Origin of the sequence: Pedococcus sp. NPDC057267, assembly GCF_042668795.1 — a bacterium.
GTDB lineage: Bacteria > Actinomycetota > Actinomycetes > Actinomycetales > Dermatophilaceae > Pedococcus.
In genome coordinates, this window is record NZ_JBHUYG010000098.1 from 1 (window position 1) to 16,037 (window position 16,037).

The 16,037-nt window shown below is 73.4% G+C and carries 15 protein-coding genes; 9 read left to right on the top strand and 6 right to left on the bottom strand.

The window, feature by feature from the left end; translation table 11 throughout:
• Nucleotides 1-72: 72 nt before the first annotated feature.
• Nucleotides 73-1,617 carry a hypothetical protein gene (locus ACFUC1_RS17180; protein WP_379121960.1) on the bottom strand — a complete coding sequence of 515 codons (1,545 nt, stop codon included), beginning with the start codon at nucleotides 1,615-1,617 and terminating at the stop codon, nucleotides 73-75.
• Nucleotides 1,618-1,780: 163 nt separating this feature from the next.
• On the opposite strand from ACFUC1_RS17180, the gene ACFUC1_RS17185 reads away from it, so the two are divergent.
• Nucleotides 1,781-3,136 (top strand): CoA transferase, encoded by a 1,356-nt coding sequence (locus ACFUC1_RS17185; RefSeq protein WP_379121962.1) that lies wholly within the window; start codon nucleotides 1,781-1,783, stop codon nucleotides 3,134-3,136.
• Nucleotides 3,137-3,169: 33 nt separating this feature from the next.
• Here the strand turns inward: ACFUC1_RS17185 and ACFUC1_RS17190 are convergent, their stop codons facing one another.
• Entirely contained in the window at nucleotides 3,170-3,925 is a 756-nt protein-coding gene (locus ACFUC1_RS17190) for an energy-coupling factor ABC transporter ATP-binding protein (protein WP_379121963.1), read from the bottom strand.
• Entirely contained in the window at nucleotides 3,922-5,835 is a 1,914-nt protein-coding gene (cbiQ, locus tag ACFUC1_RS17195; protein ID WP_379121965.1) for a cobalt ECF transporter T component CbiQ, read from the bottom strand. The genes ACFUC1_RS17190 and cbiQ overlap by 4 nt, the downstream gene beginning before the upstream one ends.
• Nucleotides 5,836-5,952: 117 nt before the next feature.
• Here cbiQ and bcp point away from each other — a divergent pair, with 117 nt between their 5' ends.
• Genes bcp through ACFUC1_RS17210 form a run of 3 tightly spaced genes read left to right on the top strand, consistent with a single transcriptional unit; the run spans nucleotide 5,953 to nucleotide 7,061 of the window.
• Nucleotides 5,953-6,426: a thioredoxin-dependent thiol peroxidase gene (bcp, locus tag ACFUC1_RS17200; protein ID WP_379121967.1), complete on the top strand. Its 474-nt coding sequence runs from the start codon at nucleotides 5,953-5,955 to the stop codon at nucleotides 6,424-6,426.
• 46 nt (nucleotides 6,427-6,472) lie between these two features.
• The gene (locus tag ACFUC1_RS17205) at nucleotides 6,473-6,742 is read left to right on the top strand and encodes a DUF3618 domain-containing protein (RefSeq protein ID WP_379121969.1); all 270 of its coding nucleotides are present in this window, start codon (nucleotides 6,473-6,475) and stop codon (nucleotides 6,740-6,742) included.
• Between the two features lie 25 nt (nucleotides 6,743-6,767).
• Entirely contained in the window at nucleotides 6,768-7,061 is a 294-nt protein-coding gene (locus ACFUC1_RS17210; protein ID WP_310153090.1) for a co-chaperone GroES, read from the top strand.
• Between the two features lie 28 nt (nucleotides 7,062-7,089).
• On the opposite strand, the gene ACFUC1_RS17215 is transcribed toward ACFUC1_RS17210, so the two are convergent.
• Together ACFUC1_RS17215 and ACFUC1_RS17220 are read right to left on the bottom strand one after the other, a co-directional pair.
• Nucleotides 7,090-7,659 (bottom strand): rhodanese-like domain-containing protein, encoded by a 570-nt coding sequence (locus tag ACFUC1_RS17215; RefSeq protein ID WP_379121970.1) that lies wholly within the window; start codon nucleotides 7,657-7,659, stop codon nucleotides 7,090-7,092.
• Nucleotides 7,656-8,141: a cysteine dioxygenase gene (locus ACFUC1_RS17220; protein ID WP_379121972.1), complete on the bottom strand. Its 486-nt coding sequence runs from the start codon at nucleotides 8,139-8,141 to the stop codon at nucleotides 7,656-7,658. Before ACFUC1_RS17220 ends, ACFUC1_RS17215 begins: the two co-directional genes overlap by 4 nt.
• A 403-nt stretch (nucleotides 8,142-8,544) precedes the next feature.
• On the opposite strand from ACFUC1_RS17220, the gene ACFUC1_RS17225 reads away from it, so the two are divergent.
• Both ACFUC1_RS17225 and ACFUC1_RS17230 read left to right on the top strand, forming a co-directional pair.
• The gene (locus tag ACFUC1_RS17225; protein WP_379121974.1) at nucleotides 8,545-10,926 is read left to right on the top strand and encodes a copper homeostasis protein CutC; all 2,382 of its coding nucleotides are present in this window, start codon (nucleotides 8,545-8,547) and stop codon (nucleotides 10,924-10,926) included.
• Nucleotides 10,927-10,944: 18 nt separating this feature from the next.
• Nucleotides 10,945-11,274, top strand: coding sequence for a hypothetical protein (locus ACFUC1_RS17230; protein WP_379121976.1), 330 nt, complete (start codon nucleotides 10,945-10,947; stop codon nucleotides 11,272-11,274).
• Here the strand turns inward: ACFUC1_RS17230 and ACFUC1_RS17235 are convergent.
• Entirely contained in the window at nucleotides 11,267-12,205 is a 939-nt protein-coding gene (locus ACFUC1_RS17235; RefSeq protein WP_379121978.1) for a LysR family transcriptional regulator, read from the bottom strand. The genes ACFUC1_RS17230 and ACFUC1_RS17235 overlap by 8 nt on opposite strands.
• A gap of 71 nt (nucleotides 12,206-12,276) precedes the next feature.
• Between ACFUC1_RS17235 and ACFUC1_RS17240 the strand changes: the two genes are divergently transcribed.
• The 3 genes from ACFUC1_RS17240 (at nucleotide 12,277) to ACFUC1_RS17250 (ending at nucleotide 15,952) form a co-directional block, all read left to right on the top strand.
• Nucleotides 12,277-13,281, top strand: coding sequence for an EamA family transporter (locus ACFUC1_RS17240; RefSeq protein WP_379121980.1), 1,005 nt, complete (start codon nucleotides 12,277-12,279; stop codon nucleotides 13,279-13,281).
• Between the two features lie 311 nt (nucleotides 13,282-13,592).
• Entirely contained in the window at nucleotides 13,593-14,465 is an 873-nt protein-coding gene (locus tag ACFUC1_RS17245) for a hypothetical protein (protein ID WP_379121982.1), read from the top strand.
• The gene (locus tag ACFUC1_RS17250) at nucleotides 14,462-15,952 is read left to right on the top strand and encodes a choice-of-anchor X domain-containing protein (protein WP_379121984.1); all 1,491 of its coding nucleotides are present in this window, start codon (nucleotides 14,462-14,464) and stop codon (nucleotides 15,950-15,952) included. Before ACFUC1_RS17245 ends, ACFUC1_RS17250 begins: the two co-directional genes overlap by 4 nt.
• Nucleotides 15,953-16,037 lie beyond the last annotated feature (85 nt).

The window sequence follows — 16,037 nt, forward strand, 5'->3', positions numbered from 1 at the left end:
GACCCGGGCCGACGCCGGTTCTCAGTGCGTCACAACGGGATTCGTCACACCGATCGCGTCACGCCGATCGCGTCACGGTGCGGTCGTCAGCGCCGCGACGTAGCCGGGAGCCTTGGGCGATCCCCAACCGGTGGTGAGGTCGTAGCCGGGCGTGGTCGGCCAGCCCGGGACCGGGTCCGGGTGCACGAACCCGTCCGCACCCGTGTCCCACATGCGGTTGTCCTGCAGCACGCCGCTGGGCGCGGTGCCGTAGGTGTGGGCGACCACGTCGCTGAACGCGGTGGCCCGCGGGAACGACGGCGCGTAGATCGCCTCGTTGAGGTTGCCGATGCCCTGCTTGCCGGCCGCCGCGCGCGAGGCGTTGGCGATCGCGGTCAGCGCGGCGACCTGCGGCGAGGACGCGGACGTGCCGCCGAAGACGCCCCACTGGACGCCGTCGAGGTTCTGGAAGTACGAGTGGTAGACGAGCACGCCACCGTTGACGGCCGCGTTCCAGGCGACGTCGGGGACCCCACGGTGCGAGCCGACCACCGACGCGACGCCGGACTGCCACGACGGGCGCGGGTAGACGCTCGACTGGCCGCCGCCGGTGCCGATCCCGGCCCAGCTCTCGTTCCAGACGGCCTGGGTGCTGCCGCCCGGGTTCCAGCCCCAGTACAGCGGGTTGCGGCTGCCGTCGTCGTTGAACGGCTTGTCCTGCGTCGGGTTCCACGTCCAGCCGGACTGCACCTGGGTGCCGCCGACCGACGTCACGTACGGCGAGGAGTTCGGGTAGCTCACCGATGGGTGGTCCACCGTCTGCGTCTGGTGGTGCGCCCGCCCGGTGCCGAGCGAGCCGTTGTCACCGGCGGAGGAGAAGAAGGTGTCGTGCTTGGCCAGCCCGCGCTGGAACGTCTGGTCGAACTTCGCGAACTGCCCTGCCGCGGAAGCGCCGCCGAAGGCCTCCTCGCTGGTGCCGAACGACATCGAGAACACCGTGCCGGCCGGGTACTTGGCGACGGCCCAGTCGATGGCCTTCATCATGTTGGGCATGCCCTGGACGCCCTGGGTCTCGGCGACCGGGGTGCCGATGAGGACGATGTGCGCCTTGGGGGCGATGGCGTACGCCCACTGCACGTCGAGGTTCGCCTCGCCGGCCCAGCCCTCGGCGGACGTCGGGCCCGCCTGGCCGCTGCCGTTGCCGGTGGCGTGGGTGTAGTCGACGTTGCCGATCGGGAACGCGGCCTCGAAGTCGGGCTTGGGTCCGTTGAAGGTCTTGGCGAAGAAGTCGACGTCCTGCGCCGCGGTCGGGCTGCCGTAGGAGTCGACGAGGACGATGGTCTGCCCGGCGCCATCCGTGGTGCTCGGGGTGAGCGGTGCCAGACCGTAGAAGGCGCGGATCTGGTCCGGGGTGTAGCAGTGGAGGGTCGTCGAGACGCGTCCATCCGGGGCCGGGCGCGTGCACGCGACAGCGCCGGCGTCGGCCCCCTTCGCGTGGAACGCGGACTCCGGCGCCTGTGCCGACAGGTCCGTGCCGGTCAGCACCGGCGCGGTGGACGCGGCCAGCGCGGGGCCTCCGGCCGCGAGGCCGAGACCGGCGGCCACCACGGCGGCGACCACACCGAGCTTCAGGGTCATCGTGTGCTCCCTTGGTTGGACGGCGGGGACCGGTCGGTCCCCGAGGACACCCTCGGGTCGGGGTCCTCCGACAGGCTCGGACGTTCGGGTGATTTCGGGCATGACAAACGTCATGGATTCGCGGACGGGTCGGATCGGGTCGCCGGCGTCCTAGGGTCGTGCCGTGAACCCCTTGCTGCGTGACGTGCTCCCGGTCCTGGGCCTCGACGAGGCGTATGCCGCCGAGCACCTCGACCTCGCCGGTGGCAGCTTCCTGCCGTCCGCTCTGCCCGTCGGCACCCTCGCCGCGGGGTCGGTGGCGGCCGCCGGGCTGGCCGGGCTGGCGCTCACCGGCGGGCGCCGGGTGCACGTCGACCCCCGACAGGTGGCGACCTCGTTCCGGGCCGACCAGGTGCAGCAGGTCGACGGCCGACCGGTCGAGGGCTTCGCCCCGCTGTCCGGTTTCTTCGCCGCCTCCGACGGCTGGGTGCGCACGCACGCGAACTACCCGCACCACCGCGACCGGCTCCTGCGGGCGCTCGACCTCCCGGCGGACGCAGGACGGCCGGAGGTCGTCGCAGCGCTCGCGGAGCGGCCCGCCCAGGAGGTGGAGGACGTCGTCACCGCCGACCACGGCATCGCGGTGCGGGTGCGCACCCTGGCGGAGTGGATGGCGGGGGAGCAGGCTCGGGCCGTCGACAGCCACGACCTCCTCGCCGTCGAGCGGGAGCCGGCCGCAGGGCCGGTTGCCCCGGTGGACGTGGCGACGCTCGGTCGCCGGGTGCGGGTGCTCGACCTGACCCGAGTCCTCGCGGGACCGGTCGCGACCCGGACGCTCGCGTTCCTCGGGTGCGACGTCCTGCGGGTCGACAGCCCGCACCTGCCCGAGCTCGAGGCGCTGCACCTCGACACCGACTCGGGCAAGCGGTCCACGCTCGTCGACCTGCACGTCGAGCACGCCCGCGATCGACTCCACGAGCTGCTCGCCCAGGCCGACGTGCTGGTGACCGGCTACCGGCCGGGTGCGCTCGCGGCATACCACCTCGACGCGGCGGGCGTCGCGGAGCGGCACCCGCACGTGGTCCACGCGAGCCTGTCCGCGTGGACCCCCGACGGGCCGTGGGGAGGCCGGCGCGGGTTCGACTCGATCGTCCAGGCGGCGACGGGCATCTCCCTGCTCGAGTCGGCGGACGGCGTCGTCCCCGCCGCCATGCCGGCGCAGGCCCTCGACCACGCCACCGGCTACCTGCTGGCGGCGGGCGTCCTCACGGCCCTGCGCGCCCGCGCCACGCAGGGCGGGACGTGGCGGGTCCGGGCGCACCTCGCCCGCACGGCGCACTGGCTCCTGCGCAGCGACGCTCTGGACGGACCCGCAGAGCCGGTCGCCGAGACGGGCCCGTGGACCGTGGCGACACGGACCGAGGCGGGTGTGGTGACTGGCCCCCGGCCGGCGTTCCGCGTCGACGACGGCCCGACGGAGTTCGCGTGGGTCGGCCGCCGGTGGGGGAGCGACGAGGCGGAGTGGGCCGACCGGGACTGACCCGACCGGGAGGTCGCCGCGGCGGCGCCCCCGTCAGTGCTGGGGCGCCGGGACGTTCCGCGGGTCGAACCCGAAGGGCAGCTCGAGGCGGTGGGCGGCCATGAGCGTGTCGTCGGTGAGGACGTCCCGGGTGGTGCCGTCGGCGACGACCACGCCACCGGACAGCACCACGGACCGGGGGCAGAGCTCGTACGCGTAGGGCAGGTCGTGGGTGACCATCAGGACCGTGACGTCCAGGGAGCGCAGGATGTCGGCGAGCTCGCGCCGCGACGCCGGGTCGAGGTTGGACGAGGGCTCGTCGAGGACGAGGATCTCCGGCTCCATCGCCAGCACCGTGGCGACCGCGACGCGACGGCGCTGGCCGAACGACAGGTGGTGTGGCGGCCGGTCGATGTGCTCGAGCATCCCGACCTGCTCCAGCGCCCGGACGACACGGGCCTCGAGCGCGGCTCCCCGCAACCCGAGGTTGGCGGGGCCGAACTCCACGTCGGCGCGAACGGTCGGCATGAAGAGCTGGTCGTCGGGGTCCTGGAAGACGACGCCGACCCGGCGGCGGACCTCCATGAGGTTCTCGCCCGTGACCGGCAGCCCGGAGACCTCGACCGACCCGGCCCCGCCGGACAGGATGCCGTTGAGGTGCAGCACCAGGGTGGTCTTGCCCGCGCCGTTGGGCCCGAGCAGGGCGACCCGCTCGCCGCGGTGCACGTGCAGGTCGACGCCGAACAGGGCCTGGTGGCCGTCGGGGTAGGCGTACGCGAGACCGCGGACGTCGAGGACGGGGGTGGTCACGCGGCGACTCCCAGGAGCAGGGCGGCAAGGGCCGCGACGGGCAGGGCTGCGGCGAGCCGCCACTGGGCGGCGGTCGCGGTCATGGGGTGCGGCACCGGCATACGCCCGGTGTAGCCGCGGGACAGCATCGCGAGGTGGACGCGCTCGCCCCGCTCGTAGGACCGGATGAACAGCGCCCCCACGGTGGACGCGAGTGCCGGCCAGGACCGCACCGACCGGGCGCGGAAGCCGCGGGACTCACGGGCCACCCGCATCCGCGACAGCTCGCCGGTCACCACCTCGAGGTACCGGATCATGAAGCCCATGATCTGCACCAGCTGGTGCGGCATGCGCAGCCGCTCCAGACCGGCGACGACGTCCCGGGGCTCGGTGGTCGCGGCGAGGAGCAGTGACGCCAGCACGCCGAGGGTGCCCTTGACGAGCAGCGCGGCGGCACCGGCCAGCCCGTGCTGGGACAGGCTGAACGGCCCGACCTGGACGCGGGGCCCGGTGGCGACGAACGGCAGCAGCAGAGCGAAGACGACGAAGGGCACCTCGACGACCATCCGCCGGGCCAGGTACCGCGCAGGCACCTGGGAGGCCGCGACGGCGACGGCGAGCAGGACCGCGTGCACCGCGAACACCCACGGCAGGTCACGCGGCGTCGCCACCACGACGACGACGTAGGCCACGAGGGCGACGAGCTTGGTGTGGGCCGGCAGGCGGTGGATCGGCGAGTACCCGTGGAAGTGCAGGTGGTGCCCGTGGCCGGCGCCCCCACCCGTCGTCCGCTCCGTCGGGGTCGACGTCCCCGTCGCGGTCCCTGCGCCGGACGGGCCCGTCCGGCGCAGGTTCCAGAAGAGGCCTGCGCCGAGGGCGGCGACCAGGGCCACTCCGATGACGCCGGCCAGGCCTCGGGACAGCCGGGCGTCGCCGATGCCCCTGGTCGCGTACCCGGAGAAGGGCGAGCCGTCGGAGGCGTGCGGGGTTGCGGTGCTGCCGAAGCCGAGCGTGCGGGCGACGTGGTTGAGGCCGTCCGGGTGCTTGGAGGCGTAGAAGGAGACGACGCCGGCGAGCAGCAGGGCCACGACGAGCCCGGTCAGCAGCAGGGACCGCGAGCTCACCGGAGGGCGGGTGCCGGAGCGGCTGCGGCCGGGGACGGCCCCCGCCGGTGCGGGGGTGGCGGGACCACCTGTCGCGGTTGCGGGTGGGCCGGGGTGGGCGGCCGGGCTCCCGTGCGTGACGGCCACCCCCGCGCGGACGGCGAGCTCGCGCCGGGCCAGGACCTGGCGGGCGCCGTGGACGAGGTCGGGCCTCACGGCGAGGATCGAGGAGACGGCGAGCCCGGTGATGACCGCCTCGCCGACGCCGATGAGCACGTGCCAGCCGACCATCGCGGTGACCAGGCGGTCGAGCGGGATGGCTGCCTGGCCGCCCACGGCATACAGCCCGCAGAAGGCCAGCGCCGCGACCGGCACCGAGACGAACGCCCCCGCGACGGCCGCGGGGGCCACCATCGTCACGCGCCGGGGGAGCGCGGACTGGACGAGCCGGAACACCAGGTAACCGGACCAGACCCCGACCAGGCCCATGAGCGTGATGTTGGTGCCCAGTGCGGTGAGGCCGCCGTCGGCGAAGAGCAGCCCCTGCACGAGGAGCACCACCGTGAGGCAGAGCGTGGCGGTCGCGGGGCCGACCAGGACGGCGGCCAGCGCCCCGCCGAGCAGGTGGCCGCTGGTGCCGGCGCCGACGGGGAAGTTGAGCATCTGCGTGGCGAAGACGAAGGCCGCCACGAGACCGGCCAGGGGTGCCGTGCGGTCGTCGAGCTCGCGGCGGGCCGCGCCCACGAGGGCCGACCCGACACCCACCGTCGCGACGCCTGCGGTGGCCCATGACGTGGGGGCGTCGAGGAATCCGTCGGGGACGTGCACGGGGCTCCTGCCAGTCGGGTGGACCGCACCCACCTGGGATAGGTTGGGGACGCTGCTGGAGACCACCTTATTGCAAACGAGTTGCAACAACAGAACCCCGGCGAGAGCGAGGCGACCATGGCTGACCGTCTGACCCCCGGCGACACCGCCCCCGACTTCACCCTCCCCGACGACAAGGGCGGCAAGGTCACCCTGTCGGACCTGCGGGGCAAGCAGGTCATCGTGTACTTCTACCCCGCGGCCATGACGCCGGGGTGCACGACCCAGGCCTGCGACTTCAGCGACAACATCGCCAGCCTGCGCGGCCACGGGTACGAGGTGCTCGGCATCTCCCCGGACTCGCCCGAGAAGCTCGCGAAGTTCCGCGAGAAGGACGGCCTGACCATCACGCTGCTCTCCGACGCCGACAAGCAGGTCATGACGAGCTACGGCGCGTACGGCAAGAAGAAGCTCTACGGCAAGACCGTGGAGGGCGTCATCCGCAGCACCCTCGTCGTCGACGAGAAGGGCACGGTCACCCACGCGCAGTACAACGTCAAGGCCACCGGGCACGTGGCCAAGCTGCGCCGCGACCTCGGCATCGACGACTGATCCCGGCCCACCGCCGAACCCACCAGCCGGACCGCAGGAGGCGACCATGAGCGAGCACACCGCACCGAAGTCCGTCGACGAGATCGAGGCCGAGATCGCGGCGGCACGCAGCCGCCTCGCCGGCACCGTCGACGAGCTGCACACCCGCACGGCCCCGCAGGAGATCGCCCGGCGCCAGGTCGAGACCGCCAAGGTGAAGTTCACCGAGGCGACCCGCACCCCCACCGGGGAGCTGCGCACCGAGCGCCTCGCCGCGCTGGCCGCAGCGGCGGTGGCCCTCATCGGGCTGGGTGCCGTGCGCCGCCGCCGTGGCTGAGGACACCTCCCGCCTGCCGATCCGGATGCTGCACGACCGCGTCCTCGTCGCCCTCGAGGGCGAGGGGGAGCGGCGATCCGGGGGAGGCATCGTCATCCCGGCGACCGCCAGCATCGGGCGGCGGCTGTCGTGGGGCTCGGTCGTCGCCGTCGGCCACAACGTCCGCCAGGTCGAGCTCGGCGACCGGGTGCTGTTCGACCCCGAGGACCGCGCGGAGGTCGAGGTGCAGGCCAAGGACTACGTGGTCCTGCGCGAGCGCGACATCCACGCCGTCGCCGCCGCCCGGGTCGACGACGGCCAGACCGGCCTCTACCTCTGACCCCTGCTGCCGACGCGCGCCGCAGGCGTCACGCCGCCACGGGCAGCCCTGCCTCGCGCCACGCCCGGAAGCCGCCGACCACGTCGGTGGCCCTGCGGATCCCCAGTCGCAGCAACGCATCCGCAGCCAGTGACGAGGTGTAGCCCTCCTGGCACAGCACGATGACGCGGGTGTCGAAACCTGCTTCGGGGCGACGTGCCGCGCTGCGCGGGTCGAACCGCCACTCGAGCACGTTGCGCTCCACGACCAGGGGTGCGAGGTGGGTCGCGACCTCGCCCTCGGTCGCCCGCTGGGCCGCCGGCCGGATGTCGACCAGGAGGGCCCGGCCGAACAGCACCTCCTGGTAGGCGGCGCGCGCGCTCACCCGCAGCAGGCGGCTGCGCGCATCCCGCAGCTGGTCGTCGATCCCGTCGTAGAGCGGGGCGTCCCAACCGCGACCGGTGACGGGGCTGTCCGCGGGCGCCGGCGTGCTGGTCGGGTCGCTGTATAGGCGGGACTCCCAGAAGACGGACGCCGTGGCCGGCGCCGTCGCGGTTGGCGGGGTGGCCGGGGCGACCCGCGCTGTCGCGGTGGCCAACGCCGTCGCGGTGGCGGTCACCACTGCTCCCCGGCACGCTCGACGCCGAGGGGACGCAGGACGTCGTCGACGAGCGTGTAGCGGGTCATGCCGCGCAGGGCGGGGGAGTAGACGTGCACGGACAGCGCCGGCCGGTCCCCGAGGTTGCCGACGTTGTGCACGTGGCGGGCGCCGAACGAGCGGCCCTCCCCCTCCCAGAGGAACCGGTCGTGGACGGTGCCCGACGCCCAGGTCTGCTCGGCGAGCTCGCCGCGGACGGTGAGGAAGGCGCCCTCGGACTCGAGGTGGTCGTGCCATCCGGTGCCGCTGCCGACCGGCCAGGCGATCAGCCAGATCTCCAGGTGTTCGGTGGCGTCGAGCCGGGTCCAGGTGCGCTCGCGCGCGTCGAGGTCGACGTACCGGTGCAGGTCAGGGTCGGAGGCGAAGAGGTGCGCGGTGCGCAGCAGCTGGTGACGGGTGAAGCGGTTGACGCCGGGGGTCCCGGCGGTGGTGGCGATGCTCACGGTGGTGCTCCTGGTCAGTGGTCTGGATGTCGGAATGCGTTGCGGGGCAGCACATTCGGGGACATACGGAACCCTGCGTCAGGTGCAGGTCGAGGTGGATGCGGCGGTATGCCGTGTGGCTGGTCGTCGTGGCCATGAGGTGGTCTCCGGTCTCGTGCGTCCTGCCGGGAACGGCGGACGCGGGCTGGTGCGGGCTGAGGTCAGGCGCAGCAGCGACACCGCATGACGCCGTGGCACATGGACACCATGTGCGTGCGCGTCGTGGCGGTGGAGGAGGTCACGACACCAGTGGAGCACGGGGCCGCACGGCCCGTCCACGAGGGGGGTGCCGCGTCTCGCGGAACGGGACGCGGCGGGCCGCGCGAGCTCCGGTCCGCGGGCCTGGGGTGGGTAGCGTGAGGGCGTGCCGAGCCCGACAGTCCCCGACCGCCCGCTGCGGATCGCCGTGGCGGGGATGTGGATCGAGTCGTCCACGTTCTCGCCGCACCGGGCGGAGGCCCGCGACTTCCACGTGATGGGGGGCGAGGAGCTCCTCGCGCGGCACGGCATACGACCGAACGACGAGGACGGGATCCGTTGGTACGGCGTGCACTTCGCACGGTCGCTGCCCGGCGGCGCGGTCCTGGCCGAGGTGTACCACCACCACCTCGAGCGCATCTGCTCCGGTCTGCGGGCGCTGCTCGACGCCGGCGCCCTCGACGGGGTGCTGCTCGACATCCACGGCGCCATGAGCGTCGTCGGCCTGGACGACGCCGAGGCCGACCTCGTGCGCACCGTGCGCTCCGTGGTCGGCAGTGACGCCGTGCTCGCCGCCGCGATGGACCTGCACGGCAACGTCTCCCGCGAGCTCGCGGAGCAGGTCGACCTGCTCACGTGCTTCCGGATGGCGCCACACGAGGACGCCGACGAGACCCGTGCCCGCGCTACCGCAACGCTCGTCGAGGTGCTGCGTGCGGGTCGGCGGCCCGTGCGCGCGTGGGTCCCGGTCCCCGTGCTGCTCCCGGGCGAGAAGACCAGCACGAGGGTGGAGCCCGCCCGCAGCCTGTATGCCGCCGTGCCCGAGGTGGCCGCCCGCGAGGGTGTCCTCGACGCGGCCGTGTGGGTCGGGTACGCGTGGGCGGACGAACCGAGGTGCAGTGCGGCTGTCGTGGTGCAGGGCTGGGACGAGGACGCCTGTGCCGCAGGGGCCCGCGAGCTGGCCGACCGGTTCTGGGCCCTGCGCGACGAGTTCGCCTTCGTCGGTCCGCCGGGGACCCTCGACGAGGCTGTCGACGCCGCGCTCGCCTCGACCGCGCGGCCGTACGTCATCTCGGACTCCGGCGACAACCCGGGCGCGGGCGGCACGGGCGACGTGACGTGGACGCTGGCCCGGCTGCTGCAACGGCCCGAGCTCACCGCGCCGGAAGGGCCGACCACGCTGGTGGCGTCGGTGTTCGACGCAGCTGCCCTGACCCAGCTGCGTTCGTGCCGGGTGGGTGACGACGTCGACCTCGAGGTCGGCGCCCGGACGGTGCCCTCGCCGGCGCCGCCCGTCCGGCTGCGCGGCGTGCTCGTCTCGCTGCACGAGGGCGATCCCCAGGCCGGGGGAGTGGCCGTCGTCCGCGTGGGCGGACTGCACGCCGTGGTCACGGAGTTCCGGACGGCGTTCCACGACGTCGCGGACTTCGCCGCGATCGGGCTCGACCCGTTCGCCGCGGACATCGTCGTCACGAAGATCGGGTACCTCGAGCCGACCCTGCACGACCTGGCGGCGGGCTGGACCCTGGCCCTCACCCCGGGTGGCGTGGACCAGGACCTCGCACGACTCGGGCACCACCGAATCCGGCGGCCCATGCACCCGTTCGACGACGCGGCGCACCTGGGAGGGGGGCTGGGAGCCGGACCTCACGCCGGTCGTCCTCAGGGGACCGGGCCGGCTCGACCGCGTGGTGTCGCCGCCGTCGCCCACGACGCCGACGCCGACAGCGACGCCGACGCAGGCCCAGGCGCACGCGACGACCACGACGGGGGCCCAGGCATGACCGCGCATCCCCCCGGGACGCCACCGGCGCTGGAGCTGGCGGTCCAGGACGTCGCCGGGGCACGGGTGGCCGCGCGCCTGGGGGTCCAGCGAGTCGAGCTGTGCTCGGCGCTCGCGCTCGGTGGCCTGACGCCGTCCCGCGCGGTGGTGGAGGCGGCGGTGGCGGCTGCGGAGGGCGTGGGTGTGCACGTCCTGGTGCGTCCCCGCGCCGGGGACTTCCGGTACGACGCGGACGAGGTCGAGGTGATGGTGGCCGACGTGCGCCACACGGTCGCCGCGGGTGCAGAAGGCGTGGTCGTCGGCGCCCTCGACGACGCGGGCCTCCCTGCCCTGACCGTGCTCGACCGGCTGCGGGCCGCGGCCGACGGGGTGCAGGTGACGTTCCACCGGGCGGTGGACGTCAGCGCCGACCCGGTGGCCGCCGTGGGCCTCCTGGCTGGGTCGGGGGTCGACCGGGTCCTGACCTCCGGCGGGGCCGCCCGCGCCGTCGACGGCGCGGACCAGCTGCACCGCATGGTCGAGCTCGCCGCAGGCAGGGTCGAGGTCATGGCGGGGGCCGGCATCGACGCCGCCGCCGTGCCCGCGCTCCTCGCCACCGGGGTGGACGCGCTGCACTTCTCGGCCAAGCGACGCGTGGCCGCACGCGGCATACCGCTCGGGCAGTCGGAGGACGGGCACGACGTCACGGACGAGGGCCTGGCCGCGGCAGTCGTCGCCGCCGCCCGCGGTGGCGCGGTCGAGCCGCCACTGCGACCCGGGTCGTGAGGCGCTAGACCTGAAGGCGTGACCCAGCACCACCCGCCCCAGCGCAAGCACCCGGGCGAGGCTCGCCTGCCGGCAGCCGTCGCCGTTGCGGTCGCCGTCGGCCTGTATGCCACGCTGCCGGAGGGCTTGCTCGTGGTGCCCCGCGTGGTGGTGCCGGTCCTCGAGGGGGGCTGGGCGTCCGGCTTCATCGACTACTTCTACGTGTCGGTGACCAACAGCTCAGCGTTCAGCCCGACCGACACCATGCCCCTGACGCCCCGCGCGAAGATGCTCATGGCCGTCGAGTCGGTGTCCGCGCTCATGCTCTCGGTCCTCGTCATCGCCCGCGGCATCAGCCTGATCAAGTAGCGCGCCCAAACGACTCGTCGTCGGTGGGTCGAGACCGGTCGGCTGCTGTCGCACCGATGTCGGCCAGCGCGCCGAGCACCGTGCGCACCGCAGCCCGCTCGGCAACATCCTTGCGCGACAACGCCACCAGACGTCGCGTGGCGCGGACCCCGACCAGCGGCTTCATGACCACGGCTGGGTTGTGGCGCGTGGTGAACCGCGGCAGGAGGGCGACGCCCAGGCCGCGAGCGACCATCGCCTCCACCAGGCGGTTGTCCCGCACGCGCTGCAGCCGCTCGACCTTCTGGCCCGTGGCGTTCTCGATCGCGATCACGACCGTGTCGAACGGGTAGCCCTCCGGCACCCCGATCCAGCGTTCGTCGACGACCAGCTCCGGGGTCAGGTGGTGGCGCCGGGCGAGCCGGTGACCCCGGGGCAGCGCGACGTCGAGGGGCTCCTCGACCAGGACGCGGCGCGTCACGTGCGCCGAACTCCTGTCCCTGGCGCCGGTGATCGTGTGCCCGATGACGATGTCGTGGTCTGCGGCGAGGCCCACGAACTCCTCCTCTGCCACGTCGACGTCGTGGAGTGCGATGTCGAGCCCGGTGTCCTGCAGGCGGTGCAGCAGGTCGGGGAGCAGCACCTCGGCCGCGCTGGGCAGAGCTGCGACTGTCACCGAGCCGACCGGCGCGTCGCGCAGCTCGTCGAGCCGGGCCTGGACGCGGGCCATGGCCGTGGCGACCTCGACCGCCCCCTCTGCCAGCAGGGTCCCGGCCCGCGTCAGGCGCAGGCCGCGGCCGTGGGGAGCCACGAGCGGCATACCGGCCTCGCGTTCAGCCGAGCGCAGCTGTTGCGAGACCGCGGACGGGGTCCGGTGCGTGGCTGTTGCCACCGCCGTGAGGGTGCCACGCTCCGCCAGCTCGCGCAGGAGGTCGAGATGACGAGGATCCATGTAGCCGACCTTAATGATTGATAAAAGAAGTTGCGATAGTGCTTCATCATCTTGGTCGTCATGCTGGGCCCATGTCCACTGCCCTCCCGTTGTCACACCGGGCTCTCGCCTGCGCCGTGGCAGTCATCTGGGGCGTCAACTTCCTCGCCATCCACCTGTCGCTGCAGCAGTTCCCGCCCCTCTTCCTGGTCGCCCTGCGGTTCGCCCTGCTTGCGGTGCCGACGCTCGTCCTCGTGCCGCGCCCGCGGGTACCCGCCAGGTGGCTGGTCGGTTACGGCCTCGGCTTCGGGGTGCTGCAGTTCAGCTTCCTCTACAGCGGGATGGCAGCCGGAATGCCCGCGGGGCTGGCCTCGTTGGTGCTGCAGGCGTCGGGACCGATCACCCTCGTGCTGGGCGCCGTGCTCCTGCGCGAGAAGGTGCTCCCTCGCCAGTGGACGGGCGTGGCGGTGGCGGGGTGCGGAATGGCGGTCGTGGGCGTCGCCCGCGCGGGTGGGGCAGAGCTCCTGCCGTACCTCCTCGTCCTGCTCGGTGCCCTGGGATGGGCCCTCGGCAACCTGTCCAGCCGCCTGGCTGCGCCGCCCAACCCGCTGCACCTGACCCTCTGGATGTCAGTGGTCGTGCCCGTGCCGATGCTGGTCCTCTCGCTGGTGGTCGAGGGACCGGACGCGATCCTGAGGTCCCTTGCCACCTCCCTGACCACTGCCGCCGTCCCGGCGTGGGCCGGCCTCGCCTACACGGTCGTCATCGGGACGGTCGTGGGGTCGGGGATCTGGACGTGGCTGCTCGCCCGGCACCCTGCCGGCGTGGTCGGGCCGTTCTCGATGCTCGTGCCGGTCGTCGGCATGCTGACCGCCGGGGTCGCGCTGGGCGAGCGACCGGCGCCGCTGGAACTCGTGGGTGGGTTCGTCGTCGTGGCGGGGGTGCTCCTGGGTGCCGGCCGTGGACGCAGGGTGTCGGTGCCGCCTGCAGCGGCGCCGGTGGAGGTGCCGGCGTCCTGCGCCGAGGTGGCCGTCGACGACCTCCGCCGGGATCTCGAGGGCGTCGAGGAGCCCCACGATGTCGTCGCGGAGGTCTGAGCCGGTGTAGTCCGGACGTCCCGGTGAGCACGTGCTGGAGCGACCGGTGTCGCGGCGGTCGCCGTCGCCCGATGGCCCTGGTCTACGTCATTGGCGTGAGGACAGGCGCACTCAACCCGGCTTGTACTTGTTTGCGGGTCAAAAGGGCGTATTCCGCTCGTCGAGGGCGGTATGCGGCCTCTTGGCCCGGTCGGAACCGGTCTCTGCGCGAGGCCGGGCGAAACGGTCCCGAGGGACCGGCACACAGGGCGACCGCGGGCAGGGACGGCACCCGCAGCACGAACGGACTCCGAACGAGGAGGAACGAAACCATGGCTGCGACGACGCTCGAGATCCGCGACGGCAACCCGTGGTGGCTGAGCACCGACATCTGGGTCGTCCCGGGCGACGACCCCACCGGTCCGCCGGGGAGCCCCGTCGGCGGACAGACCGCAGACGTGTGGGCCACCGTCACCAACCAGGGGCCGGCGGACGTCACCGACGCCCGGGTGGACTTCGTCTGGGCCGACCCCTCGCTCCAGGTGGCCCGGTCGACCGCGCACCCGATCGGCTCAGGGTACGTCACCGTCGCTGCCGGCCAGTCGATGGACGTGCTGTGCCTGACGCCCTGGCTGCCGGTCGTCGTCAACGACGGGCACGAGTGCCTCGTCGCCGTGGTCGTGTCCTCCGCGGACCCGCTGCCGTCCCCGCTGCCGGATGCGTACGACCCGCCGACCTATCACCAGGTGGCCCAGCGGAACCTGACCGTGCTCGCCTCCGGCGGCCAGATGCGGGTGCTGACCCTCACCCTCGTCGCAGGGGCCAGGGTCGCCAAGTCCGCCCACGTCCGGATCGAGGAGCGCCAGAGCCTGGACCGCGACATGGTCGAGCACCTCGGCCTGTCACACCTGGAGCCGGCGCGAGCCGGGACGGTGCGGGCCACCCTCGCGGTCGGGCCGGCCCTGTGCCCCGACCCCGCGGCCGAGGCCAAGGGGCACCGGGAGCTCGACGTCCGGGTCCCGGCGGGCACCCGCACACCGCTGCGCCTGGCCATCGACAGCCGCCGGCTCCAGCGCGGCCAGTACGAGGCGGTGCACGTCGTGGAGTACGACGGCGACCGCGAGACGGGAGGAATCATGTTCGTGGTCACCCACGCGAGGGACACCAGCCCGAGCCGGACAGGCGAGGGGCGGGAGCAGTCATGAGCGCCACGCCGCTGCAGGTGCTGAGCCGCCCGTTCGCGGTCGAGCCGATCACCCACGTCATGCTGCCGGACGGCATCTTCGACAACGCGATCTACAACCTCGAGATCACCTGCCACGTCACGAACACCTCGTCGGCAGACCTGACCGACGTCGAGGTCTACCTCGAGGGCGTCAGCGACCCCGGCGTGGCCGTCGTGCCGCAGACGCACGTGCTGCCCCGGGTCCCCGCGAACGCCACCGTCACCGTGTCCTGGCGGGCGAACTTCGAGAACGCCAGCCCGGGCAAGCCACGGGTGAGCGTCGTCGCCACGGCGGCGGGGTTCTCGTCCCGGCGCTCGCTGAGCCAGATCTTCGTCACGCAGACCCGGTACGACACCACGACGCGCGCCTGGACCTGCACCCTCGACGAGGGGACCCTGACGATGTCCAAGGTCAAGGTCATCGGACCGGGCGACGAGTGGGACCAGGACCCGGCGGACGGGAAGTGCCACGACACGCCCCTCGGCCCCTGGGTGCCCGTCGGCTTCACGGCGGAGTGGCAGCCCAACCCGGCCTACGAGGGTGTGCACGGGGACCTTCCGTTCTCCGACCCGTGGTGGAAGGTCGTGGCCCTCATCGTCTTCATCATCGCCGCCCTCGTGGGGATCATCGCGGCCGCAGCCGGTGCGGGGACCTTCAACGTCGGGGTGAAGGGGACGTTCGAGGAGACCGACCCGAGCGTGAGCTGCTGCACCCCCGCGCCCAAGACCGAGTGGACCGTCGCCGGGGTCGCCGGCGTCGTCGCCAGCGTCGCGCTCGCCGTCGCGTGCTCCGACGCAGCGGACCCCTGGTGGCGCGGGCAGGAGGCGACGCCGCCCGGTGCTGGGGAGAAGACGCTGGCCGAGACGGTCGAGGCCTCGTGGAGCCTCCCCCAGGCACCCAACGCGGGCGAGGCGTACACGGCCGACGTCGAGTGGACGTACACCCGCACGACCGACGCCGGCACCTACACGCACTCGGTGAGCGAGACGCAGACGAACATCCACGTCTGCGACGACGTCACCGTCACGACGCCGGCGGTCGTGCACCTGTGGGACCCGTTGTGGGCGAACGCGACCTTCACCCGGCCCGACAAGTCCCAGTTCCGCGGCCCCGAGCTCTACGGCCTGTGCGTCTTCAGGTCCCCGGGCCCGGACGGCCTGTTCTTCGTGGAGCGGATGACCGACGACGGGCTGGGCAAGGACCCGGGGGCCAACGACGGCACGTATGCCGCGACGTTCGACCTCGAGCGCGCCGCCGGCATCCTGGCGAAGAACAAGCTGCCGGTCGACGGGCGGTGGCGCGTCTTCGTGTACGGGCAGGACGTCAACCTCACCAAGCCCGGCACGCCGCCCGAGGTGGCCGCGCAGACGATCGGGGGCTTCATGGTCGCCAGCGCCCTCACCCTCACCTTCGACCCGAGCCTGCCGTGCCCGCTCAAGGCGCAGGCCGTGATCGACGTGGTCTGAGGTCCCGCCCCGAGGGCGTCCGCCGGTCCCGCCGCCCCTCGCCGGGCCGTGCCGCCGCGGGACGGACGAAGGCCCGCGACCATTC